Annotated in this window: 22 protein-coding genes and 1 pseudogene; 10 read left to right on the top strand and 13 right to left on the bottom strand. The window is 72.8% G+C overall.

Translation table 11 applies throughout. From position 1 onward, the window contains the following. The gene (locus JOD48_RS19955; protein WP_030144143.1) at positions 1–381 is read right to left on the bottom strand and encodes a cold-shock protein; all 381 of its coding nucleotides are present in this window, start codon (positions 379–381) and stop codon (positions 1–3) included. 268 nt (positions 382–649) lie between these two features. Here JOD48_RS19955 and JOD48_RS16420 point away from each other — a divergent pair, with 268 nt between their 5' ends. Then, on the top strand, positions 650–2,626 hold the full coding sequence (locus tag JOD48_RS16420) for a DUF3352 domain-containing protein (RefSeq protein WP_204809816.1): 1,977 nt from the start codon (positions 650–652) through the stop codon (positions 2,624–2,626). Between the two features lie 36 nt (positions 2,627–2,662). On the opposite strand, the gene JOD48_RS16425 is transcribed toward JOD48_RS16420, so the two are convergent. Together JOD48_RS16425 and JOD48_RS16430 are read right to left on the bottom strand one after the other, a co-directional pair. After that, entirely contained in the window at positions 2,663–3,145 is a 483-nt protein-coding gene (locus JOD48_RS16425) for a GbsR/MarR family transcriptional regulator (RefSeq protein WP_204809817.1), read from the bottom strand. Beyond that, entirely contained in the window at positions 3,142–3,948 is an 807-nt protein-coding gene (locus JOD48_RS16430; protein ID WP_204809818.1) for an alpha/beta fold hydrolase, read from the bottom strand. Before JOD48_RS16430 ends, JOD48_RS16425 begins: the two co-directional genes overlap by 4 nt. Positions 3,949–4,029: 81 nt before the next feature. Here JOD48_RS16430 and JOD48_RS16435 point away from each other — a divergent pair, with 81 nt between their 5' ends. Both JOD48_RS16435 and JOD48_RS16440 read left to right on the top strand, forming a co-directional pair. Then, positions 4,030–6,612: a helicase-associated domain-containing protein gene (locus JOD48_RS16435; RefSeq protein WP_204809819.1), complete on the top strand. Its 2,583-nt coding sequence runs from the start codon at positions 4,030–4,032 to the stop codon at positions 6,610–6,612. A gap of 48 nt (positions 6,613–6,660) precedes the next feature. Further along, entirely contained in the window at positions 6,661–8,328 is a 1,668-nt protein-coding gene (locus JOD48_RS16440) for a DNA repair helicase XPB (protein ID WP_191789502.1), read from the top strand. Positions 8,329–8,491: 163 nt separating this feature from the next. Here JOD48_RS16440 and JOD48_RS19960 read toward each other — a convergent pair whose 3' ends face one another. Then, positions 8,492–8,623: a hypothetical protein gene (locus JOD48_RS19960; protein WP_275581473.1), complete on the bottom strand. Its 132-nt coding sequence runs from the start codon at positions 8,621–8,623 to the stop codon at positions 8,492–8,494. Between the two features lie 39 nt (positions 8,624–8,662). Between JOD48_RS19960 and JOD48_RS16445 the strand changes: the two genes are divergently transcribed. After that, on the top strand, positions 8,663–9,445 hold the full coding sequence (locus JOD48_RS16445; RefSeq protein WP_204809820.1) for an SAM-dependent methyltransferase: 783 nt from the start codon (positions 8,663–8,665) through the stop codon (positions 9,443–9,445). A gap of 118 nt (positions 9,446–9,563) precedes the next feature. Here JOD48_RS16445 and JOD48_RS16450 read toward each other — a convergent pair whose 3' ends face one another. Then, on the bottom strand, positions 9,564–10,163 hold the full coding sequence (locus tag JOD48_RS16450) for a TetR/AcrR family transcriptional regulator (RefSeq protein ID WP_307824208.1): 600 nt from the start codon (positions 10,161–10,163) through the stop codon (positions 9,564–9,566). A gap of 119 nt (positions 10,164–10,282) precedes the next feature. Between JOD48_RS16450 and JOD48_RS16455 the strand changes: the two genes are divergently transcribed. Beyond that, positions 10,283–11,236: an alpha/beta hydrolase family protein gene (locus tag JOD48_RS16455; RefSeq protein ID WP_204809821.1), complete on the top strand. Its 954-nt coding sequence runs from the start codon at positions 10,283–10,285 to the stop codon at positions 11,234–11,236. A gap of 556 nt (positions 11,237–11,792) precedes the next feature. Here JOD48_RS16455 and JOD48_RS16460 read toward each other — a convergent pair. The 4 genes from JOD48_RS16460 to JOD48_RS16475 all read right to left on the bottom strand — a co-directional run bounded on the left by JOD48_RS16460 (position 11,793) and on the right by JOD48_RS16475 (position 15,757). Next, entirely contained in the window at positions 11,793–12,599 is an 807-nt protein-coding gene (locus tag JOD48_RS16460; RefSeq protein WP_204809822.1) for a hypothetical protein, read from the bottom strand. Positions 12,600–12,814: 215 nt separating this feature from the next. Beyond that, positions 12,815–13,381: a SigE family RNA polymerase sigma factor gene (locus JOD48_RS16465; RefSeq protein WP_307824209.1), complete on the bottom strand. Its 567-nt coding sequence runs from the start codon at positions 13,379–13,381 to the stop codon at positions 12,815–12,817. A gap of 452 nt (positions 13,382–13,833) precedes the next feature. Beyond that, the gene (locus tag JOD48_RS16470) at positions 13,834–14,739 is read right to left on the bottom strand and encodes an alpha/beta fold hydrolase (protein ID WP_239527459.1); all 906 of its coding nucleotides are present in this window, start codon (positions 14,737–14,739) and stop codon (positions 13,834–13,836) included. Next, the gene (locus JOD48_RS16475; RefSeq protein ID WP_204809823.1) at positions 14,732–15,757 is read right to left on the bottom strand and encodes an NADP-dependent oxidoreductase; all 1,026 of its coding nucleotides are present in this window, start codon (positions 15,755–15,757) and stop codon (positions 14,732–14,734) included. Before JOD48_RS16475 ends, JOD48_RS16470 begins: the two co-directional genes overlap by 8 nt. 108 nt (positions 15,758–15,865) lie before the next feature. Here JOD48_RS16475 and JOD48_RS16480 point away from each other — a divergent pair, with 108 nt between their 5' ends. Next, positions 15,866–16,273, top strand: coding sequence for a winged helix-turn-helix transcriptional regulator (locus JOD48_RS16480; protein ID WP_191789508.1), 408 nt, complete (start codon positions 15,866–15,868; stop codon positions 16,271–16,273). 13 nt (positions 16,274–16,286) lie between these two features. Beyond that, a pseudogene (locus JOD48_RS20310) lies at positions 16,287–16,370 on the top strand (hypothetical protein); the annotation flags it as partial. 76 nt (positions 16,371–16,446) lie between these two features. On the opposite strand, the gene JOD48_RS16490 reads toward JOD48_RS20310, so the two are convergent. Continuing rightward, positions 16,447–17,151, bottom strand: a complete 705-nt coding sequence (locus JOD48_RS16490) for a DUF5701 family protein (RefSeq protein WP_239527460.1) — start codon at positions 17,149–17,151, stop codon at positions 16,447–16,449. 169 nt (positions 17,152–17,320) lie between these two features. Between JOD48_RS16490 and JOD48_RS19965 the strand changes: the two genes are divergently transcribed. Together JOD48_RS19965 and JOD48_RS16500 are read left to right on the top strand one after the other, a co-directional pair. Further along, positions 17,321–19,444, top strand: a complete 2,124-nt coding sequence (locus tag JOD48_RS19965; protein WP_307824211.1) for a TPM domain-containing protein — start codon at positions 17,321–17,323, stop codon at positions 19,442–19,444. Positions 19,445–19,529: 85 nt separating this feature from the next. Continuing rightward, on the top strand, positions 19,530–20,327 hold the full coding sequence (locus tag JOD48_RS16500) for a PspA/IM30 family protein (RefSeq protein WP_191789510.1): 798 nt from the start codon (positions 19,530–19,532) through the stop codon (positions 20,325–20,327). A 74-nt stretch (positions 20,328–20,401) separates the two neighbouring features. Here the strand turns inward: JOD48_RS16500 and JOD48_RS16505 are convergent, their stop codons facing one another. Together JOD48_RS16505 and JOD48_RS16510 are read right to left on the bottom strand one after the other, a co-directional pair. Continuing rightward, entirely contained in the window at positions 20,402–20,698 is a 297-nt protein-coding gene (locus JOD48_RS16505; RefSeq protein ID WP_191789511.1) for a Dabb family protein, read from the bottom strand. Positions 20,699–20,785: 87 nt separating this feature from the next. Next, the gene (locus JOD48_RS16510; RefSeq protein ID WP_307824213.1) at positions 20,786–21,544 is read right to left on the bottom strand and encodes a type 1 glutamine amidotransferase; all 759 of its coding nucleotides are present in this window, start codon (positions 21,542–21,544) and stop codon (positions 20,786–20,788) included. Between the two features lie 147 nt (positions 21,545–21,691). Here JOD48_RS16510 and JOD48_RS16515 point away from each other — a divergent pair, with 147 nt between their 5' ends. After that, complete coding sequence (locus tag JOD48_RS16515; RefSeq protein ID WP_204809824.1) at positions 21,692–22,300, top strand: NYN domain-containing protein; 609 nt, start codon at positions 21,692–21,694, stop codon at positions 22,298–22,300. Between the two features lie 81 nt (positions 22,301–22,381). Here JOD48_RS16515 and JOD48_RS16520 read toward each other — a convergent pair whose 3' ends face one another. Beyond that, positions 22,382–23,581 carry a winged helix DNA-binding domain-containing protein gene (locus tag JOD48_RS16520; protein ID WP_204809825.1) on the bottom strand — a complete coding sequence of 400 codons (1,200 nt, stop codon included), beginning with the start codon at positions 23,579–23,581 and terminating at the stop codon, positions 22,382–22,384. Positions 23,582–23,687 lie beyond the last annotated feature (106 nt).

The raw sequence follows: 23,687 nt of genomic DNA on the forward strand, positions 1-23,687 counted from the left end.
TCATGCCTCCAGGTCGTCGGCGACGGCGCGCAGCACCTTGGCGAGCTGGGCTCCCTGCGCGGCATCCGGGTACCGGCCACGGCGCAACGAGCCCCCGACCTTGTCCATGACCTTGATGAGGTCCTCGATCACGACCCCCAGGTCCTCGGCCGGGCGACGCTGGGCCTTGGCCACGGAGGGCGCCGGGTCGAGCAGCTTGATCGCGAGCGCCTGCGGGCCGCGCCGCCCGTCGGCCACGCCGAACTCCACCCTGGCACCGGGCTTGGGCGCCGCGCCGTCAGGCAGGGCGGAAGCGTGCAGGAAGACCTCGTCGCCCTCATCGCTCGCGATGAAGCCGAACCCTCGTTCGGTGTCGAACCACTTGACCTTGCCGGTGGGCACGTGAACCTCGTTTGTGCTCGTGGGAATCAGAACTCCCAGGTTACCGGGACAGAGCCCTCACAGTCGCATCCGCCGGGCCGCACCCCGCCGAGCACGTCCGGGTGAGTTCCCGCGGCGGGGAGTTCTCCCCATGGTCCGGGTGAGTTCCCGCGGCGGGGAGTTCTCCCCATGGATGGGGGCTGCGAGCCGTCGGCGGCCTCCACTAGCCTTCGGCTCGACCGCCGACGCACCGCGCCGGTCGAGCCGACGCCGACCCAGAGGGTTCCCCATGACCACGCCGCCCACCTTCCCTCCTGCCGATCCCTCGGGGGCGTGGCGACCACCCGCCGGTGACACGCCTCCCGCCCCGGTCACGGTCGTGACCGTCCGGCCCTCCCGGCTGCGCACCGGCCTGGTGCTCGGCGGCGCGGCGACCGCGGCCCTCGTCCTGGTCGGCGGGGGTGTCTTCGCCTACAGCGCGCTCGACGGCGGCGGAGCGCAGCCCGAGGCCGCCCTCCCGGACACCGCGTTCGCCTACGTGCGCGTGGACCTCGACCCGTCGGCCACGCAGAAGGTCAACCTGCTGCGCCTCGCGAACAGGTTCCCCGATCTCGCCACGGACCTCGACGTGGACCTCGGCGAGGACGCCGACCTGCGCCGGCTCGTCGTCGACGCGATCTCGAAGAGCGGCACGTGCGAGATCGACTACGCCGCCGACGTCGAACCGTGGATCGGCCAGCGCGCGGCCCTCGCCGCGCTGCCGCCCGTCGAGGGCGCAGCGACCGGGGACGCAGGAGCCGCACCCGAACCCGAACCGGTGCTCGTCCTCCAGGTGACCGACGAGGCCGCCGCCCGGACCGCCATCGAGTCGGGCCTGGGCTGCGGCGACGGCGCGAAGGCCGCACAGGTCGCGTTCACGGGCGGGTACGCCCTGATCACCTCCGAGCGGGTCGCGGCCGCCGACGTGGCGGCAGCCGCGAAGAAGGCACCGCTGGCCGACGCCCTGCGGTTCACCGCGGACATGAAGGCCCTGGGCGACCCAGGGCTCGTCTCCTACTGGGCGGACGTCGAGGGCGCGATCACCGCGCTCGAAGGACAGGAGGGGGCCGAGGAGCTGGGCGCAGCCGTCGGCGACGGTCTGCGCACCGTCTCCGGAGCGGCACGGGCAGGCACCGACCACCTGGAGATCGCGATCGCCGTCGGCGCCGACGAGAAGGTCCTCGCACCCTTGAAGGGCTCGGGGACGTCGCTCCTCACCGGCCTGCCGGACAGCACCCTGTTCGCGTCGTCCGCGACGATCGACCCCGCGTCGGTCGACCAGCTCTGGGAGCAGCTGAGCACCCTCGCCGACACGTTCGGGTCGAGCGGCCTGGGGAGCCTGGGCTCCGGAGAGGACCTGCTCGGCGACGACTGGACCCTGTCCTCGCACGAGGTCCGCACGGCAGGGACGCTGCCCACCGCCACGGAGGCCGAGTGCGCGGCGCTGCTCGCGCTGCCGGAGAACGCGTTGGACGCGTCGAGCTGGGGCTTGACGCCCGAGGAGCTCGCCGAGGTCACCCAGAGCTACGACGAGTCGTTCATGGCGGGCTGCACGGGGGACTACTCGTCGCTCGACCAGGGCCTCGACACCGCCCCGGGCACCGAGGAGGCTGACCTCTTCGGGGACGACCCGCAGGCGGGCACGACGACCGACGACCTCCTGTCGAGCGACCTCGGCTTCCAGGAGACGGTGGACGAGCTCGAGAAGACCTACGACCTGCGGCTGCCCGAGGACCTCAAGACCCTCCTGGGCGAGCAGGTCGTCGTCGCGCTCGACTCCGCCGGTCTCGACGACGTCTCGGCCGTGACCGGCCTGGCCGACCTCGACCTCGGCGCTCGCACGATCGGGGACAAGGCCGCGCTCGAGGACCTGCTCGGCCGGATCGACGCGATCCTCGTGGACGCCGGTGCGGAGAGGCTCACGAGCGCGACCACGAAGGACGGGCTCGTCGTCGCCTCGAACGAGGCGTACGCCGCGCGCCTCGCCCAGGACGGGACGCTCGGCACCGTGGGCGCCTTCCGGACCGTCGTGCCCGACGCGAAGGGCGCGGCGAACGCGGCGTACCTCGACATCGACGCGCTCGAGTCGGCCGCCCGCGCGAACATCGACGCGACGGGCGGCGACGACTCGTGGATCGCGTACGTCGAGCCCTTGCGCGCCCTCGGGCTCTCCAGCCGTGTCGACGGCGGGCACAGCCTCACGAGCCTGCGCGTCAGCTTCGACTGAGACCCGCCCGTCCGGGTAGCCGGCGGCCGGTCGCGATCACTCGGGGCGACCGGTCGCCGACCTTCCCGGCGCGGAGCGAGCACCGCCCCCGCGTCGCAGGATCTGCTCGCCCGCGGCGACGTAGCCGTCGAACAGGTCGATGACGTCCGCGAGCCGCTGCTGGGCGACCGGCAGCCCGTCGACGAGCGTCCGGCCCGCCTCGAGGGCGTCGACGAACGTCCGCACCCGGCGGTGCGACGCCTCGAGCAGGGTGTCGAGGCCCTGCGTCGCCTCCACGAGAAGGCGACGGCTGCCCGGCTGAGGGAGGGTGCGGGCCAGCCCCCAGGCCGCGAGCTCGCGCGTCGACGTGCTGACCTGCCCCTTGCTGAGCCCCACGACCTCGCCGAGGTGGTCGAGCGAGACGGGTCGGTCCTCCAGGAGGAGCGCGCCGTAGACGCGCCCGGTCGCGCGCGACAGGTTCCACGACGCCAGCAGGTCCCCCACCGCGTGCAGGAACGCGTGCTGGTCGGACGTCGTCATCGCGCCTCCCCGAGGAGGTCGAGGAAGCGCACGAGCTCCTCGGTCACGGCCTCGGGGGCGTCCTGGCTCACGAGGTGACCCGCCTGCGGCACGACGACGTCGCTCACGTTCTCGTGCCGGGCCCACGCGGGCATCGCCGTCCTGATGTTCCCGGTGCGGTCCTCCTCGCCGCGGACCAGGGCCAACGGCACGGGGGTCCGGTACGACGGGTCGGGAGCGACGAACGCCGTCGTCGCCCGCCAGATCTGCAGGAACTGCGCCTTCGACACCTGGCCGAACGCGCGTTCCGCGTCCCGGCGGGCGGCCTCGGTCGTCGCCGACGCGGTGGCCATGAGCCGCGGGAGCCGCCGCGCGGGGACGAGGGACAGGCCGGGCGCGGCGAGCCTCAGGAGCTGACGCTCCCACCGGCTCAGCGGCCCCGTGTTCCAGGTCGCTCCCAGCACGACCAGCCCGGCGTACCTCTCGGGGGTGCGCCGGACGAGCTCCTGGGCCAGGTTCCCTCCGAGCGAGTGCCCGACCAGCACCGGCCTGTCCAGCCCGAGCGCCGCGACGAGGGCCTCGACGTCGGCGACGAGCAGGGGGGCCGTGAGCGGGGTGCTGGTCGGACGGGAGGCACCGTGCCCGCGCAGGTCCGGCAGGACGACTCGGCAGCCGTGGGCGGCGAGCGCCGTCGCCTGGTCGGCGAACGTCTGGTGGTCCGCGCCCGCGCCGTGGAAGAGCACGACGGCGGGACCGGGCCCGCCGGAGTCGTGGAACGCCAGGGTGGCCCCGTCGAGCCGCAGACGTCCCTCTAGATTCAGCATATTCCGAATATAGATCATGCTCCCGTCCGCGCGAAGGGTGCCCGAGACGGGAGAACCCCCGACCCGCGTAACATCGGACGGATGGCCTCAACGCCTCCGGCTCCGCGCCGGACCTTCCCCGAGGCTCTTCGCTCCCGCAGCGACGAGCACCTCGTCGCGCTGCTGCTGCAGCGCCCTGACCTGGCCACTCCTTCGCCGTCGACGCTGCGCTCGCTCGCAGCACGTGCCACCAGCCGTACCAGCCTGGACCGGGCGATCGCCCGGCTCGACGCCCTCGAGCTCCAGGTCCTCGAGTCCGTCCTCGTCCTCGGGGACCAGCACGCTCCGCGGACGCCGACGTCCCGGCCCGCCCCCTCCCGCCCCGCCACCCGTCCCGCGGGCGAGGACACGGCCGTGACGGTCGACCGCGTCCTCGCGGCGCTCGGTGCGAGCGACGGGGACGCACCGGTCGTCCGGGCCGCGGTCGCGCACCTCGAGGAGGCCGCGCTGCTGTGGGACCGTGACCCGTCGCCGCGCACCGACCTCGCGGTCGCGCCGGGCCTGTCCGAGGTGCTCGGCCCCTACCCCGCGGGCCTCGGCCCCGCCGACCCGTCGTCGCCGCTCGCCGCTCCACCCACCGGCGCCCCGGCGTTCGGCCCGCCCGGGACGACGCCCCTCGGCGACCTCCTCGCGGACGCGCCGCCCGGAGCCCGCAACATCCTCGACGCCCTCACGTGGGGGCCGCCCGTGGGCGTCGCGCCGCGCGCCGACCCGGCGGGCCGTGAGGCGACGACCTGGCTCCTGCGTCGGCGCCTCCTGCTCGCCTCGGACGAGCGGCACGTCGTCCTGCCCCGCGAGGTCGGCCTCGCCCTGCGCGGGGGCCGCACGCACGCCCGGCCCCTCGCGCACCCGCCCGAGCCCGAGGCCCCGCACTTCGCCGAGGACACCATCGCCGCAGAGGCCGCGCGCGCGGCGCAGGACGCGGTCCGGCTCGTCGCCCACCTCCTCGCGCTGTGGCAGGCCTCGCCGCCGAGCGTCCTGCGCGCGGGCGGGCTCGGGGTGCGCGACCTGCGCCGTCTCGCGACGACGCTCGAGGTCGAGGAGCCGACGGCCGCGTTCGTCGCCGAGCTCGCGCTCGCCGCGGGACTCGTGGTCGACGACGGCGAGGACCCTCCCACGTTCACCGTCACGGTCGCGGGCGAGGACTGGCTCGACCTCCCCCTCGCGCCACGCTGGGCGCTGCTCGCCGCAGCCTGGGCAGGCTCTGGCCGCACGCCGTGGACCGTCGGCAGCCGCGACGAGCGCGGCACGCTGCGCGCGGCGCTCGAACCCGACCTCAGCCGCCCGTGGGTCCCGCGCCTGCGCTTCGACCTGCTGTCCGCGCTCGCCGACCGTCCCGGGACGGCGCTGACCTCGGCCGACCTCCTGGCCGTCCTGCGCTGGGGTTCGCCCCGGTCCGTCCCACCGGTCCAGGCCATCGAGGGGCTGCTCCACGAGGCCCACCTCCTGGGGGTCACGGGGGTCGGGGCGCTCGCCCCCACGGGCCGTGCGCTCCTGCTGCCCGACGGCGCCACGCCCGCCGTGCAACCCGGCGCACCCGCGGCGGCGAGCAGGTCGGGAGCGCCCGCGCTCACGTCCGCGGAGACGACGCTCGCGACCGCCCTCGAGTCGGTCCTGCCGCCCGAGGTCGACGAGCTCCTGCTCCAGGGCGACCTCACGGGCATCGTCCCGGGGCGTCCCAGCACGGCTCTCGAACGGCTCCTGGAGGACGCCGCCGAGGTCGAGTCGCGCGGGGCCGCGATCACGGTCCGCTTCACGCCCGAGTCCCTGACCCGGGCGTTCGACGCGGGCCGCACGGCGGACGACCTGCTGGCCGACCTCGCAGGCCACTCCCGGACGACGCTCCCCCAACCTCTCGACTACCTGGTCCGCGACACGGCCCGGCGCCACGGGCGGCTGCGGGTCGGGAGCGCGTCGAGCTACGTGCGTGCCGAGGACGCCGCGCTCCTGACCGGCCTCGTCGAGGACCCGTCGCTGCGACACCTCTCGCTGTTCCGCATCGCGCCCACCGTCCTGGTCTCGCTCGTCCCCGCGGCGACGCTCCAGGCCGCGCTGCGCGACCGCGGCCTCGCCTCGACCGTCGAAGGACCTGACGGGCGGGTCGTGCGCACCGAGCGGCTCCGGACCACAGCCCGTTCCCGCGTGGGCGGGCGACGCCCGCTGGACACTGCCACCCGGGGGCGCTCCGCCGTCGGGCCGGCGGTGCACCAGGAAGATGCCGCAGCCCGGCGCGAGCGGTACGCCGAGCTCGTCCCGCGCCTGCGCGCGGCCGACGACGCGGCCCTCGCCGCACCACCTGCGGCGACGACCCGTGACGACGTCGTGCCCGAACCTCGCGGAACAACCGAACCCCCCGCGGCGTTGGGACTCCTGCGCGACGCGATCGACGCGGGCGACCACGTGGTCCTCGAGACGATCGACCCCACCGGTCAGCCGACCCGGCGCCGCGTCAAGCCCCTCGTCCTCGAAGGCGGCCGCCTGCGCGCCCTGGACCCGGCGCGCGACGCCGAGCTGACCGTCGCCGTCCACCGCATCGCGGGCGTCTTCACCGACGCCCCCGCCCCCACCCAGGACGCGTCGACCGACACGACCACGAACGCGTCGGCGGGGGCGCCGAACGACTAGCCCGCACCACCCGCGTCACGACACGGCGCACCACCCGGAAGGACGCCCATGGCCGACGGCCCCCTGATCGTGCAGAGCGACAAGACCTTGCTGCTCGAGGTCGACCACCCGCGCTCGGGCGACGCCCGACGGGCGATCGCCCCCTTCGCCGAGCTCGAACGCGCCCCCGAGCACGTCCACACCTACCGGCTCACGCCGCTCGGGCTGTGGAACGCGCGCGCCGCGGGGCACGACGCCGAGCAGGTCGTCAACGTGCTGCTCGAGTACAGCCGCTACCCCGTGCCGCACGCGCTGCTGGTCGACGTCGCGGAGACCATGGCACGCTACGGGCGGCTCCAGCTCGTCGCGCACCCCACGCACGGGCTCGTGCTCCAGGCGACCGACAAGGCCGTGCTCGCCGAGGTCCTGAAGTCCAAGCGGACCGCGGGCCTCGTGGGCGACCGGCTCGGGGACGACTCGGTGATCGTGCACCCGTCCGAGCGCGGCCACCTCAAGCAGGTCCTGCTCAAGCTCGGCTGGCCCGCCGAGGACCTCGCGGGATACGTCGACGGCGAGAAGCACCCGATCGACCTCTCCCCGACCGACCCGGCGCACGAGGACAAGCCCTGGGCCATGCGGCCCTACCAGCAGCAGGCCGTCGAGGGCTTCTGGCACGGGGGCAGCGGCGTCGTCGTGCTCCCCTGCGGCGCGGGCAAGACGATCGTCGGCGCCGGGGCCATGGCCAAGTCCGGCACGACGACCCTGATCCTCGTGACGAACACCGTGAGCGCGCGCCAGTGGCGCGACGAGCTCGTGCGACGCACCACGCTCACCGAGGACGAGATCGGCGAGTACTCGGGCGCCCGCAAGGAGATCAAGCCCGTCACCATCGCCACCTACCAGGTGCTCACGACCAAGCGGAAGGGTGTCTACACGCACCTCGAGCTGCTCGACGCCCGCGACTGGGGACTCGTGGTCTACGACGAGGTCCACCTGCTGCCCGCCCCGATCTTCCGCATGACCGCCGACCTCCAGGCGCGCCGCCGCCTGGGCCTGACCGCGACGCTCGTGCGCGAGGACGGACGCGAGGACGAGGTCTTCAGCCTCATCGGGCCCAAGCGGTACGACGCCCCCTGGAAGGACATCGAGGCCCAGGGGTACATCGCGCCCGCGGACTGCGTCGAGGTGCGCCTCACCCTGTCCGACCGCGACCGCATGGCGTACGCGACCGCCGAGCCCGAGGACAAGTACCGGCTCGCGGCCACCGCAGCGGGCAAGAACCGCGTCGTCGAGCAGATCGCGGCCGCGCACCCCGACGACCAGGTCCTCGTGATCGGCCAGTACCTCGACCAGCTCGAGGAGCTCGGCGACCACCTCGACGCGCCCGTCATCACAGGGGCCACGACCGTGCGCGAGCGCCAGCGGCTGTTCGAGGCGTTCCGGTCCGGGGAGATCTCCCGGCTCGTCGTGAGCAAGGTCGCGAACTTCTCGATCGACCTGCCCGAGGCGTCGGTCGCGATCCAGGTGTCCGGGTCGTTCGGGTCGCGCCAGGAGGAGGCCCAGCGCCTGGGACGCATCATGCGCCCCAAGCAGGACGGCCGCACCGCGCACTTCTACGCCGTGGTCTCGCGCGACACCGTGGACCAGGACTTCGCTGCGCACCGCCAGCGCTTCCTCGCGGAGCAGGGCTACGCCTACCGCATCGTCGACGCCGAGGACCTGGGCGTCGTGCAGTGACCGGCGGGGCCCCGGGCGTCGTCCAGCAGAGGGGCGCGAGGCTCGCGGGGTGGTGGGTGTGTTCGCGGCGGAGCGGCAACAATTGTTGCCGCTCCGCAGCAGGACACCCCCGCCCCTGCGCCCCGACCGCCGGTCAAGCCCGCGCCGCTCGGGGTGCCGCGTCTCAGAGCTCGCGGTAGTAGTGCACGAGCGGCAGCGCGGTGAACCCGCACGCCTCGTACATCGCGCGGGCGGGCCCGTGCCCGTCGTCGCCTCCGGTCCAGACGCTCGCGTAGGCGCACCCGGCCTCGCGCATCCCGTGTCCCGACCGTTGCTCCTCGCATAGGGTCCGGGGATGGAACGATCCACCCTCTTTCGCCTGGCGCACTCCGAGCACCCGATCGCGTCGCCGCTGAGCGATGCCCGCGTCGAAGGCCTGCTCGACCGGACGACGGGCGGCCGACGGAGCGTCCTGGACCTCGGGTGCGGTGACGGCACATGGCTGCTGCGGGCGTTGGGCCGCGAACCGGGCCTCACCGCGGTGGGGGTGGACATGTCCGACGTCGGGTTCGAGGAGACGCTGGCCAAGGCTGCTGCCGCGGGCGTGGTGGACCGGCTGACGCTGGTTCAGGGCGACGTCCGGGAGTACGTGAGCCAGGCGCCGTTCGATGCGGTGCTCAGCGTGGGCGCGGCGTACGCGTTCGGGGGCCTGGAACCCACGCTCGAGGCTGCGCGCGGCCACCTCGCCGCCGACGGCCTGCTCCTGCTCGGTGACTGCTTCTGGCCTGCGCCTCCGACGGCGGCCGTCCTCGACGGCCTCGGCGGCCTCTCGGCGGACGAGTACCTCGACCTGCCCGGCACCGTCGACCTCGTGACGCGGCACGGGTGGGCGACGGTGCACGGGCACGTCAGCACGCAGGAGGAGTGGGACGACTACGAGTGGGCGTGGACGGGGGCACCCGCTCGCTGGGCGGTCGAGAACCCGGACCACCCCGAGGCGCGTGAGGTGCTCGCCGCGGTCGAGAAGCACCGCGACGGCTGGCTCCAGGGATACCGCGGTGGTCTCGGGTTCGTCACGCTGGTCCTGCACCCGGGCCGGGCGTCCGTCACGAGTCCTCGAGGAACGGCCCACCGGTAGCGGTGTCTGGACGCCGCTGGACCGACCGGTCGTCGGGCGTCGTGCATCGCAGCAGCAGGTCGCGTGATTCTCGCAGCGCATCCTGTCGTGCTCCGCGCGAGGAGGCGATGGGCCTGAGTCAGTGAACTCGTCGGCTCAGCACGCCCGAGACGAGTAGTTGTACGAGAACGGCGGCGTCGTACCGGTCATCGACCGCTGCACCGATGCAGAGGTTTCCGATGCCCTTGAGCACGTTGTACGCATCCACCGGCGGAGCTGTATCCATGGGCTCCAGCGCTGCCTCGAGGAGGGCGCCAGCTACCGGCACGAGACGGCCGACGAAGTAGGTGTGCAACGCGTCGGACCCTGCGCTGTCTCCTTGCAGTGCGGCAGCGAGCCCGTGCTTGGTGACGAGGAACTCCACGAACAGTGCCACCCATGCCCGCAGGGCTGCCTCGGGCGTCTCGCTCTCCGCGAGCAGCCGCGGGCCGGCGTCTGCACATGCCTCGACCTGGTGCCGGTACACCGCCACCACGAGCTCTGCGCGCGTCGGGAAGTGACGGTAGATCGTCCCCACGCCGACGCCGGCCTTCGCTGCGATCTCCCGCACTGGAGCATCGACCCCGGACGTCACGAACACCGCTGCCGCTGCGTCGAGGAGCGCCTGCTCGCTCCGGCGCGGACGGCCCGCTCGGGGTGCCCCCGCACTGCGCAACTCGTCGCCCTGGGTCTCAGCCACGCCTGTCCTCACCGAATTCTTCGTCCGTGGATTGCATTACGGAGCAACGTTCCGTAAAGTTTCGGAACGGTGCTCCGTTCGAGGGTACTGCAGAGCGCGCCCTTCGGAAGGACCTCGTCATGGCCTCATCACTCCTCGACTCCCTGGACCGCACCATCGGTGCCGGCGCACCGGTCGTCTCCGTCGCTCCGATTCAGCTGTTCGCCCCGGATCGACCGGTCCCGCTGGAAGTGCGCGTGTCTGCCCCTGCCACAGGCGCGAATCTCCCTGTCGTGGTGTTCTCCCATGGCAACGGATGGAACTTGGATGGGTACGCGCCGCTCACAGCGTTCTGGGCCTCCCGCGGGTTCGTCGTGATCCAGCCCACCCACTTGGACTCACGCCGCAACGGATTCGGGTTTGACCACCCGGTCTTCCCGACGATCTGGACGGAGCGAATCACGGATCTCGTCCGCATCCTCGACCAGCTCGACGCCGTCGAGGCAGCGGTCCCCGGACTGGCCGGGCGCATCGACCGCAGCCGCATCGCCGCGACCGGTCACTCCTGGGGCGGCCAGACGGCGCAGTCGCTTCTCGGCGCCCGAGTCTTCGACGAAGCGGGTCACGTCGGGGCGGACATGACCGACGGGCGCGTCACCGCTGGCATCCTGTTCGCCGCAACCGGAGTCGGCGGGGATGACCTGCACCCGTTCGCGCAGGCGAACTTCCCCTTCATGCGCCCCTCGTTCCAGGAGCTGACGACTCCGACCCTCGTGGTCGCGGGCGACCACGACCAGTCGAAGATGTCCAGCCGTGGACCTGACTGGTTCACCGACGCCTACACCTACAGCCCCGGCGCGACAGACCTCCTCACCCTCTACGGCGCAGAGCACGCGCTCGGTGGAATCGTCGGATACGAAGTCGCCGAGACCACCGACGAGAATCCGGAACGGGTCGCAGTCGTCCAGCGGATGAGCACCGCCTACCTTCGGACCGCTCTGCACGTCGACGAGAACAGCTGGCCGGCCGCCCGTGCCGCCCTCACGACCAGCACCGATCCGATCGGACGCGCCGACAGCAAACGACAGGCGTAGTCGGGCCTGTCGCCACGCATCAGCGGTCGTCTGCGAGCGCCCGACGGCAGCACGTGATCGGCACCGCGCCTGCGGGCGAATCCGCACGCTCGACGCGAGCACGGCGTCGACGGCGGCGGAGCGGGTCGTCGAGTCGGCAGAGAGTGCGGCGGTCGTGTCATTGACGACCGCTAGTCGGGCGTCATGGAAGAAGGTGGTGCGACGTCGGAGAAACGCCGGTCCTCACACAGTCGTGTCCGCCACGGCCGCATCGCTGCGGCGTGTGCGGTTCGCCAAGCATGAGCCGAGGGTCGCGGCGGCGCCAGTGGCGAGAAGCAACAGTGCAGCTGTGAGCAGTGTCTCGTGCACGTACTCCAGGCGCTCGTAGACCCCTCGGACAAAGTCGGCGTCTTCGCTGGTGAGAGAGAGCGGCGAAATGTGTGGTGACGCACCAGCGGTTGGCTCACGCGACGAGGTTGGCGACGCCGAGCGTCCCGCCGCACAGAACACCGTTCGTGGCCGTCGCGCTGGGCGTCGGCGTACCAGTCGGCAGGGGCCCGGTTCATGGTGGGGTCGCTCACCATGTGGCCGGGTCCATCGACAGGCCTTGCTCCTGGAGGTATGCCCGCGAGGCCTCGAGCGCAGCCTGCTCGACGGGACGTCGCAGCTCGAGGTAGTCCCTGGCGCGGGTGATGTACTCGCTCTCCCGGGCAGCCTGGATGTCGGCGAGCCGCTGGACGGTACCGAGCTCGTCCTTGCACGCAAGGTCGAGCTCACCGATCCGGATCACCTCGTCAGGGGACGCGTCACGCACCCCGGGAGGAACCATTCCCTCGTCTGGCCCAGGGGGTTCGACCCCTCGCCCTGCCAGACACTGCTTCCACTCGTCGACGACACCGATCCCCTCCGGCGTGGAAGTCGCCGGGGTGACACCGGTCGGAGCCACCGCCTCGAACTGACCTGGGTCGTAGGAGAGCCCCGCTTCGTTGACCTGACCGAAGCACGAGCGCTGCTGCTCGATGGCGGCCTCGTCCTCGACCCGAGCGCGAAACCGGTTGGGACTCTCGACGGGTTCTTGGGTGTAGCCGTCCGTCGCGAGCAAGCCGTGACGCCACAGGCCGAAGCCGGCTCCGTCGAAGGTCTTCTCTGCGGGGACAGGGCCCACGAGCTGCACGAGATCCTCGTAGCCCGCTGCGGTCATGCACCGCGCGACGAAGACGTCCCGTGCGGTGTCCATCTCGGCGCGCTCCTCGGCGCTGACGAACCAACCGTCGAGCGGAGTCGTGATCGTCCCCGCGTCCTCGTCGACGATCGCCCGAACCGGTTCCTCGGTCGCGCTCTCCGCAGGTTCCGGGCTCGTCGTCGCGATGCTCGTTGCGGGCATGAGCAGAGTCTCACGGGGTCGTGGTGCCACGAGGTCCGGGACAGTGACCGCAGCCGCGGCCACGACGGCGGCGACAGCCAAGGACGCCGCGACACGGCGGCTCCGGGTCCGGCCTGCCCGGCGGCGTGCGACGTCGAGGGCGAGGTGCGGATCGATCGGCGCTTCTGGCAGCGCCTCGTCCACGAGCTCCCGCAGACGTGTTGAGAAGTCGTCGGTCACGGCGTGCTCTCCGCTCCATCGATGGGGTCTGACAGGGCCCGGCGTAGTGCGGTGAGCCCGCGTGCGCCGGCGGACTTCACCGTGCCGCGGGCGATCCCGAGCTCGGCGGCGACCTCGGCCTCTGACATGTCGAGCAGGTGGCGCAGCACGACCACGCGCCGCTGCTTGACCGGAAGTGCGCGAAGCGCCCGGGTGAGCTCGTCGCGCAGGACGATCTCGGTGCTGCGGTCGCTCTCGCCGTGGTCGGGCAGTTGGTCCTGGGTGAGCAACAGCTCACGGCGGGTGCGGCGCCAGGTGTCGATGCGCAGGTTCGCCAGGATGCGCCGGGAGTAGGCCATCGGGTCGCCGTCACGTGCGCGGCCCCACGCGCGGTAGGTCCGCTCGAGCGTCGCCTGGAGCAGTTCCTCCGCGCGATGCGGATCGCCACTGAGGAGCGTCGCGATCCGTCGCAGCGTCGCACCGTGCTCAGCCACGAAGGCCACGAACTCGGCGTCGCGCGACCGTCCGGAGACGACCACGTCGACGACGGCACTCTCGGCCTGCCAGTCCTCCTCGACGTCCACCTCAACGCCGACCATCACGCCACACCTTCATACCCCCCATCACGCAGCACCAGGCCATCCGGTTCCACCCACGCCATCTGAGTTCGCACGATCGGGATCTGCGTCATGAAAGCGAACCCGATACCTCGGACTCTCCAGAGCATGACTGACGGGTGCGAGTTGTTCGACGAGGCAGAACCGACCGTTTGGCAGGCGTCGCACGAATGGGTTCTGCGACGTCGTAGAACCCCGGGCTTTCGCTGCGTGGGCGACGAGGAGACCCCTGATCTCGCGCCAGCATCTTGGGCGAGCCAGTGGTCTCGTCACCACGAGAATCTGAGCGACCGAGCGCATGTCGAGCAGGTCCGCCGGGACCAGCCCGCGGCCTCTTGGCGGTCCAGGATGTCTCGACCGATCGACGGTGGCGCTCGGCGGCTGATCGTAGACGTTCTCCTGCTGTAAGGGGCCCGGGGTCAGGCGTCGAGGTGTGCCAGGAGCGTGGGGATGAAGTCGCGATGGTGGTGGAAGACGCCGCCGTGGCCTGATCCCGGGTAGATGGTGAGGGTGCTGTCGGGGATGCGGGCATGCATGTCGCGGGACAGTGCGGTGGGGACCATGCGGTCGTGGTCACCGTTGGCGATCAGCGTCGGCGCCGTGATCGCCGTAAGGTCCTGCTGCCGCTGGCGGCCCCAGGCCTTGATGCCGGTGATCTGGCGCCGGAATGCGGTCAGAGTGATGGGGTCGTCGCGGTCCATCACGCGTTCGCGGATCCTTATGAGGTAGTCCTTCGCAGCGGCCTTGCCTGCGGGCGTGCGGGGGAAGAAGAGGAACCCCTTGACGTCGGTGCGGGCGAGCGCGGCGCGGACCATGTCGACGTAGATGTAGGCGCCGCCGGTGGGGTGGTCGATCCCGGTGCCGCCCGCGGGCCCGGTGCCGGTGAGGACGAGCCTCCGCACGAGTCCGGGATCATCGAGGGCGACCTGCTGCGCGACGAACCCGCCGAGGGAGAAGCCGAGCAGGTCGATCCTGGTGAGGCCGAGCGCGGCGACGAACGCACGCGCGGCGTCGGCCATGCCCTCGACGGCCAGGGGGACGGTGCCGGTCGATCTGCCCACTCCGGGTAGGTCTAGGGCGATGACGCGACGACCGGCGGCCAGGGCGTCGACGACGCGCGGGTCCCACTCGTCGAGGGTGGCGCCCAGGTGGGTGAGGAGCAGGACCGGCGTCCCTGCGTCGGCGCCGAGCTCGCGGTAGGCGAGGGTGTCACCGGCGACGTCCAGATGGAGGGTGGGGGCGGTGACCCAGGTCATCGCTCGTGCTGCGCCGCTGACGGTCTCGCGGATGCGATGGCTCGCCGGGGTGGCGGGTGCGTCAGGCATGGTTGACGCCCTCCTCGGGGGTCGTGGTGACGAGGATCTTGCCGCGAGCTCGACCAGCGAGGAGCTGATCGAGTGCGACCAGGGTGTCGTCGAACGGCAGGACGCGGTCGACGACCGGGCGCAGGACACCGTCGTCGACGAGCCCGGCAGCCGCGGCCAGGGCTTCGCCGTCGGGCTGGATGAACAGGAACCGGTAGCGCACGCCGAGGCGCCGGGCCTGCCGCCGCAGGCGGAGGCTGAGGACGGCGAGCGCGGCCTTGACGACGCGTCCCGCGCCGGCTTGGTCGGCCAGGTGCGGGTCGGGTGTCCCGGCGATCCCGACGACGAGGCCGCCGCGACGCAGGACACGGAGGGAGCGGGTGGTGATGTCGCCGCCCTGGGTGTCGACGACGATGTCGACGGGGACGTCGGCGAGCCGCTCGACGAAGTCCTCGCTGCGGTAGTCGATGACGACATCGGCGCCCAAGGCTCTGACGAGGTCGGCGCTGTCGGCCGATGCCGTCGTGGCGACGGTGGCACCCAGGTGCTTGGCGAGCTGGATCACGGCCGAGCCGACTCCGCCGGCCCCGCCGTGCACGAGGACGGTCTGCCCCGGCCGGACCTGACCGAGGGTGACGAGCGCCTGCCATGCGGTCAGGGCGACGACGGGCAGGGCGGCAGCGTCGACGAGAGGGATGCTCGACGGGGCGGGTGCCAGGGCGGCGGCGTCGACGGCGACGACCTCGGCCCAGGAGCCCATGCCGACGACGCCCGTGTAGCCGTAGACCCGGTCACCGGGGCCGAAGCCGGTCACGTCCTCACCGACGGCGATGACCTCGCCGGAGAGCTCGCCACCCATGACCTTGGGCAGGTCGAGGTGGAAGACGGCCTTGAACTCGCCGATGCGGGTGCGCTCGTCGGCGTGATTGACCCCGGCCGCGACCATCCGCACGAGAACCTCGTGCGGGGCCGGCATCGGCTCGGGCATCTCGACCGCCCGGAGCGGCTTTCCGTACGTCTCCAGGACGAAGGCCTTCATCGTGTCTCCTCGGGCCGGCCGAAACCAGCCAAGTAGTTGCATTGTGTTACTGCTTGGTTTCAGCGTAGAGTGAGTGATCACGAAGTGCAACTACCTGGATGGAGGGCGATGATCTCCGAACCGCGATCGTCGTGCCCGATCAATCGCAGCCTGGAGCTGCTCGGTGATCGGTGGAGCCTGCTGATCCTGCGTGATATTGCCTTGCACGACCGGCGGTCCTTCCGCGAGCTGCTCACCGGCAGTCAGGAGGGCATCAGCGCGCCTGTCTTGTCGCGCCGCCTGGCCGACCTCGTCGATCAGGGCCTCCTGACGAAGGCCGAGACCGCCCGCGGCAAGCAGGGCAGGTACTCGCTCACCGAACTCGGACTGGCGACGATGCCGCTCCTGGTCGAGCTCGCGCACCTGGGAGGGCGGCTCGACCCCTCCACCCGCGCCTACGCGCCCGACATCGGCGACGGCCCCGACGCGATCGAAGCAGCCGTCTCCGCCCTGCGCGCAGCGCACATCGGCCCCTGACGCGCGCCAGCGCCTGCGCCGGCCATGCAGGCACCAGCAGAACCTCGACGAGCGCGACGCCGTCGCGGAGAAGGCGTCCGGCACCTGCGAGGACCGCCCCGGGCTCACCCGAGTGCTCGCCGGCCTGCGCGAAGGAGACACCCTCGTTGTCGAGCTCGCGCGCGGCGCCCGAGCTACCCCTGCGGCGTCCCGACACGACCCGCGCCCGACGCGAAGCCGAGCCACGTGTGCCGGTTGCCGGCCCAGCACCAGCCGACCTTGGGCGCACCGCGGCGTTCCTTGCCGTCGCGGCCGGTGCCGTTCGAGATCCATACGGCGGGCGTGCGGGAGTCGAGGCGTCCCTTGTCCTTGCGGAGCCGCGACCCGATCGTCATGTAGCAGTGGTTGCGCTCGACGACGTCGGGTGCCTGGAGCGCCCAGTGGATCCCTTCGCTGAGGACGAGCGGCGTGCGGCCGCGTCGGGTGATCTCGGGCAGCGCCTCGTCGGGCGACCAGTTCGCCATGTCGTCGCCGCGGTCGACGTCGGTCACGACGTACAGCGGACCGCCCGGCAGGGTGAGCCCCTCGAGGGGGTCGAAGCGGTCGACGTCGTCCATGTCGACGACCACGAACCCCTCCTTGTCGCCGAGCCTCAGCAGGGGTGCGAGGGCGGACGGCGGGGCGAGGCGGGGGTGCACGGTGAGCAGCCCGCCGTCGGGTGCGCCGTGCGCAAGGTGCCCGACGGCGTCACGCACCTCGTCCACGGCCAGTCCGGCGAGGGTGTGGACACCGAGGGCGATCAGGCGCTCGGCCTGGTCGGCCAGCGGCGGCAGTGCCGCGCCCGGGCTCGTCGGGTGCGCGGGCGTGGTCGTCGTGGTCGTCGTGGTCGTGGTCGTCATGGGTTCCTCTCGTCGACGTCCTCTCCGCAACACAGTACGCCGTACGAACATTCCCCACGCGGGCTTCTCGACGCCTGCCGCGCACGTCGGGCGACCAGGTCGGGTGAAATGCCCCCCGCTGTCCCGTTTCGCGATTGCGGCCCCCGCACCGGTGGGAAAGGATCACGAAGTGGCCTCGTCGTCCGTCTCCCCCGCGCTCCATCGCCCGTCCCGCCCTGGGCGCCGGCCCGTCCTGCGACGCGGTCTGTCGCTCGGCATCGCTGCTGCGCTGACCCTCACCGGCCTCGGTGCCGCCTCGCTCACCGCACCGGCCGTGGCCTCCCCGGCCACTGCCTCGCTCCCCGCCGAGCAGCCCCTCGACCTCCCGGGCCGCATCACCGACCCGGCGGGGGTGCTCGGCGACCAGACCGACGAGGTCGAGGCCGCGATGGACCGCCTGGAGGAGGACACCCCGTACCAGCTCTTCGTCGTCTACGTCGACACCTTCGACGGGCAGGACGCGCAGTCCTGGGCCGCTGCGACGGCCAACCTGTCGGGCATGGGCAGGGACGACGTCCTGCTGGCCGTCGCGACCCAGGACCGGCGCTACGACCTGTCGGCCGACCACAACATCGGGCTGTCCGAGGCGTCGCTCGACACGGTGCAGGAAGCGATCGAGGACCAGCTCAGCCAGGACGAGTGGGCAGGTGCCGCGGTCGCCGCGGCCGACACCCTGCGCGCCGAGGCGACCGGCTCGTCGTCGTCGGGCGGCTCGGGCTGGCTCGTGGCGCTCGTGGTCGGCCTGCTCGCCATCGCGGGCTTCTTCGTGGTCCGCGCGATCCTGAACAAGCGCCGTGGGACAGCCGCGAAGCCGGGCGGCGCGGACGAGGCCGACGAGCTCGCCCAGCTCCCCACCGACGAGCTGAACCGCCGGGCGAGCTCGGCTCTCGTCGCGATCGACGACGCCATCAAGACCTCCGAGCAGGAGCTCGGCTTCGCACAGGCCCAGTTCGGCCTCGAAGCGACGCAGGAGTTCCAGGTGGCGCTCGAGACGGGCAAGCAGAAGGTGTCCCAGGCGTTCGCGCTGCGTCAGCAGCTCGACGACGACACCCCGGAGGCCGAGCCCCAGGCCCGCACGATGATGGCGCAGATCATCGCGCTGTGCACCGAGGTCAGCCAGTCCCTCGACGCCGAGTCCGACCAGTTCGACGAGCTGCGCGACCTCCAGGCCCGCGCCCCGGAGGTCCTCGACACGGTCGAGCGCCGCGCGGGCGAGGTCGAGGCTCGCGTCGCCCCGGCCCGCAGCACCCTCGCGGCCCTGTCCACGACCTACCCTGCGGCGGCGCTCGCGTCGGTGTCCGCGAACCCCGACCAGGCCCTCCGGCTCGTCGCAGGCGCACGCGAGGCCGTCGCCGCAGGCCGTGCGGCTCTCGAGGGCAAGGACCGGGCGTCCGCCGTCGCGCACGCCCGCGCGGCGGAGAACGCCGTGGGCCAGGCCGTGACCCTCCTCGACGCGATCGACTCGGCCGGCGACGTCCTCGCGCAGGCCGGCCAGCGACTCGACGTCGCGGTCGCGTCGATCACCGCCGACCTCGCCGACGCAGCCCGCCTGGCACCGGCCGACCCGACCGTGACGGCCCGCGCCGCCGAGGCCCAGGCCGCCGTGGCCGAGGCCGGGACCGCTCGCGACGGCGGCGACCCCATCGCGGCGCTGCGCCGGCTCACCGACGCCGAGGCCGCGATCGACGCCGCACTGGCTCCGTTCCGCGAGAGCGCCGAGCAGGCAGCACGCGCCGCGGCGCTCCTGCGCGACACGATCGGGCGCGTCGACTCCCAGATCCGCGCGACGAACGACTTCATCGAGACCCGACGCGGCGCCGTCGGGCCGGAAGCCCGCACCCGGCTCTCCGAGGCGATCCGCTACCTCGGCGAGGCCCGCGCCCTCCAGCCCTCCGACCCCGTGCGCGCGCTCGCCACCGCCCAGCAGGCCGACACGCTCGCCCAGACCGCGGCGCAGCTCGCCCAGCGCGACGCGTCCGCGTGGGAGTCCCAGCAGAACGACGCCGGGATGTTCGGCGGCGGCACGGGAGGCGGCGGGAACAACGTCGGCGGCATGGTCCTCGGCGGCATCCTCCTCGACCAGATCCTGCGCGGCGGTGGCGGCGGACGCCGCTCCGGAGGCGGGTTCGGCGGAGGCTACGGCGGCGGAGGTTTCGGCGGCGGCGGCTTCGGCGGGTCGTCGAGAGGCTCGTCGGGCGGCCGGTCCTCCCGGGGTTCGTCGGGCGGCCGGTCCAGCAGAGGAGGACGGTTCTAGGGACCGAACCGCGGTCCCCAGGTCGAACGGCAACCACGCACGACAGCACCGCGTACCCGCATCCACGAGCAGGAAGGCACGACCCATGGCAGAGAAGCAGAGCATCTTCGGACGCATCACCCAGCTGGCCAAGGCGAACATCAACTCGCTGCTCGACGGCGCCGAGGACCCGCAGAAGATGCTGGACCAGCTCGTCCGCGACTACACGAACAGCATCGCCGACGCCGAGCAGGCCGTCGCGCAGACCATCGGCAACCTCCGGCTCGCCGAGCAGGACTACAACGAGGACGTCGCGGCCGTGCGCGAGTGGGGCGACAAGGCCGCCGCCGCGTCAGCACAGGCCGACCGGTTCCGCGCCGAGGGGAACGCCGCCAACGCCGACAAGTTCGACAACCTCGCCAAGGTCGCGCTCCAGCGACAGATCTCCGCCGAGGGCGAGGTCCGTCAGGCCGAGCCGCTCATCGCGTCCCAGCGCGAGACCGTCGAGAAGCTCAAGACCGGCCTCGCGCAGATGAAGGGCAAGCTGGGCGAGCTCAAGTCCAAGCGCGACTCCCTCGTCGCCCGTCAGAAGTCCGCCGAGGCGCAGCAGACCGTCCAGGGCGCGATCAGCTCGATCAACGTCCTCGACCCCACGAGCGAGGTCTCACGCTTCGAGGAGAAGGTCCGCCGCGAGGAGGCCAAGGCGCTCGGGCAGGCCGAGGTCGCCGCGTCCTCGCTCGACGCGCAGTTCGAGGAGCTCGAGGCGTCAGGAGCGAACATCGAGGTCGAGGCACGGCTCGCGGCGCTCAAGAGCGGCGGGTCCTCCCCCGCCCCGCAGATCACGCCCACGACCGTGACGTCGATCGAGGCCGGTACCGAGGACGCGCCGTCCGGGGGCTGGTAGGCCCGTCGCTCGACGGACGACGGCGGCCGGTGCCCTGGTGGGGCGCCGGCCGCCGTCGTGTCACGAGCAGCCGCTCAGGTCGGCAGCGGCTCGTAGTCGATCTCCAGGAAGTCCTCGACCTCGGGGACCCAGCGGTCCGCGACGAACGCCCGGTGGTCCGGGTGCCGGTCGTAGGCCGCGTAGGCGTCGGCGTCGGCGAACTCCATCGAGAAGCCGAACGTGAAGGCGTTCTTGGCGCTCGTCTGGCGCAGCTGCTCGAACCTCTCGACGCCGGGGATCTGCGCCAGGACGCGCGCGTCGGTCAGGAAGGCGGCTTCGGCGGCGGACCCCTCGGGGTGGCGCAGGCGGAAGGCGACGGTGTGTCGGATCATGCCGACACCCTGCCACCGACCACCCGGTGGCGATCGCCGGACACGCAGCAGGCGCGGGCAGCCCGGTGCGGCCTCCCGCCGCAGGACCTACGCCCGCACGCCCCGGCGAGCGACGTCGTCGTGCACGACGGCGAGGAACGACTCCGCGAGCAGACGTCCCGTCTCCAGGACCTCGCCCTCGAACGGAGCGGCCTCGGCGAGGACGTTCTCGGTGTCCACGTCGCCGTGGTCCGCGGCCCAGCGGCGGACCGTGTCGAGCGTCGCCTCGGGGTGGAACTGGACGCCCAGCGCGGAACCGTGGCGGAACGCCTGGTACGGGTACATGTCGGACATGCCGAGCCAGGTCGCGTCCTCGGGCAGGTCGATGATCGCGTCGGCGTGCATGCTGAGCGTGAGCGAGCGGGCCCGCTTGCCGGTCCCTGCCGCGGCCCGAGCCAACGCCCCGAGCACCGGGTCCGCCTCCGCCCCCGACCTCCAGAACACGCGCGTCAGGCCGACCTCGCGCCCGGGAGGGGCCGCGACCTGCACGTGACCGCCACCCGCGACCGCGAGGAGCTGGGCGCCGAGGCACACGCCGAGCGTCGGCACCGCGGCGAGCACCGCGGCGCTCAGCAGGTCGCGCAGCGCGGGGAGCCAAGGGGCCACGTCGTCGTCGTAGGCGGACATCCGTCCGCCCAGGACCACGAGGCCGCCGCCGAGGTCGGCGACGTCCGGCAGGGCGTCCCCCGCGAAGGGGCGCACGAGGCGGACGTCCGGCCCGAGCCGGTCCGCGAAGGTGTCCAGGGTGACGTCCGGGGAGTTCTGGACGACCGTGATCCGGACCGGGTCGAGAAGCTGGAGGTTCACCGCTGAAAGGTACTCGTAACCTGGGGTTCACATGCAAACCGTGCCCACGCCTCGGCGGGATCCGTGTCAGAGGACGGGTCGCCCAGCGAGCCGCGGGCTGCGACCGGACGGCCGGCCCGACCTGCCGTGACGGATAGGCTGGACCCCATGTCGGACTCCAGCACGTCGAACGGCCTCGTCAGCACGCAGGGTGAGGCCAGGCGGCGCACCTACCTGATCGTCGACGGGGAGAACATCGACGCGACGCTCGGCATGAGCGTCCTGGGCCACCGCCCCAACCCCGAGGAGCGCCCCCGCTGGGACCGCATCGTCGACTTCGCGGCGAACCTGTGGGGCCAGGACGTCACGCCCCTGTTCTTCCTGAACGCGTCGTCCGGCCAGATGCCCATGGCGTTCGTCCAGGCGCTGCTCGCGATGGGCTACCGCCCCATCCCGCTGGCCGGGTCGAGCTCCGAGAAGGTCGTCGACATCGGTATCCAGCGCACGCTCGAGGCGCTCCAGGGCCGCCCCGGCGACGTGCTCCTCGCGAGCCACGACGGCGACTTCATCCCCCAGGTCGAGGACCTCCTCGAGGACGGCGACCGCCGCGTCGGGCTGCTGTGCTTCCGCGAGTTCGTCAACTCGCGCTTCTCCGAGCTCGCGTCGCGCGGCCTGAGCTTCCACGACCTCGAGGACAACGTGGGCGCGTTCACCACGGTCCTGCCGCGCGTCCGGATCATCCCGCTCGACGAGTTCGACCCGCTGCGCTACCTCTGAGCCTCCTCGGAGCCCGGGAGGGCGGGGCCGCGCACGTCGCGCGGTCCCGCCCTCGTCGTGTCCCCGGGCGGCGGGAAGCGCTCAGCCCCGCAGCTCGCGGTACAGCGGTGTGGGGAACGACGCCGTCACGCCCCCGCCGTCGAGCAGCCCGGTGATGCGCGCCGCCTCGGCGTCGACGGCCGCCGCAGCGTCCGTCCCGACGTCCTCGAGCAGGCGCACCGCGGGCGAGCCGTCGGCCCGCACGGCCCACGCCCCGACGATGCGCCCCTCCCACCAGACGGTCGCCCCGATGTTCCCCGCCGTGTCGAAGAGCTGTTCGCGGTGCGGCCCGAGGTACCAGTCGCGGTGCTTCCAGCCCATGGCCGTGGGGTCGAGCGAGGGCAGCAGGGCCACGTGACCGGCGGCGGCGTCCGGTGCGGGCGCCAGGTCCGTGGTCCGGAGCGCCACCCCGGCGCCGAGCCCGTCGAGCTCGACCTCACGCACGTCGAGCGCCGCGAGCGCGGCCCGCGCCTGCCCCAGGTTCCAGCCGGTCCACCACTGGAGGTCCGCGACGGTCGCGGGGCCGAAGGACTCGAGCCACGCGGACGCGATCCGCACCCGCGCCTCGGCCTCGTCGATCTCGGGGATGCCACCGGGCAGCCAGTCCTCGACGGGGCGCCACAGGAAGCGGTTGGAGGACCACCCGCCGGTCGGTTCGCCCCGGACGACGCGACCCTCCGCCGACAGCATCGACAGCAGCGGTGACGTCAGCGAGCGCCGCACGTCCCACGACTTGGTGGTGGTCGGCAGGAACGCGGTCCGCAGCACGGGGGCCCGCGCCGAGAGCTGTGCGCCCGTGAGGGGCCCGTGCTGCGCGAGGGCGTCGTGGACCTGCTCCTCGGCACCCGCGAGGAACGCCTCGGCGTCCTCGACGGGCGGGTCGGTGGGGATCGTCGCGAGCTCCTTGAGGAGTCTGGCCCGCAGCCGTCGCCCCACGGCGGCGCTCGCCCCCGCGTGGACGACGGGCACCAGGTCGCGCGCCACGACGAACAGGGTGCGGCGCATCGCGAGGACGCGCACGAGGGAGCGCCGCTCGTACAGGGCGGCCTGCACGTCCTCGACGCGCAGCGCGGGGACGCGCGCGAGGACCGAGAGGTAGACGCTGGGGGCATCCGTCGCGTGGAGCGCGACGAGGCGGTCGACGACGCCCTCGACCGTGGTCTCGGGTCGCGGGCCCGCAGCCCCGAGGTCGAGCTGGTGCGCGACGAGGCGCGCCCTGCGGTCGTGGTCGCTGATGCGCATCCTGGTCCTCGTCCTGGTCGTCCGCGCCCGTCCCGGGCCCGGGGCGTGCAGGCCCATGCAACCACCGTCCGCCGACACGGGCCGCGCGCCACGTGGCCGATGCTGC

Source organism: Oerskovia paurometabola (assembly GCF_016907365.1).
Classification (GTDB): domain Bacteria; phylum Actinomycetota; class Actinomycetes; order Actinomycetales; family Cellulomonadaceae; genus Oerskovia; species Oerskovia paurometabola.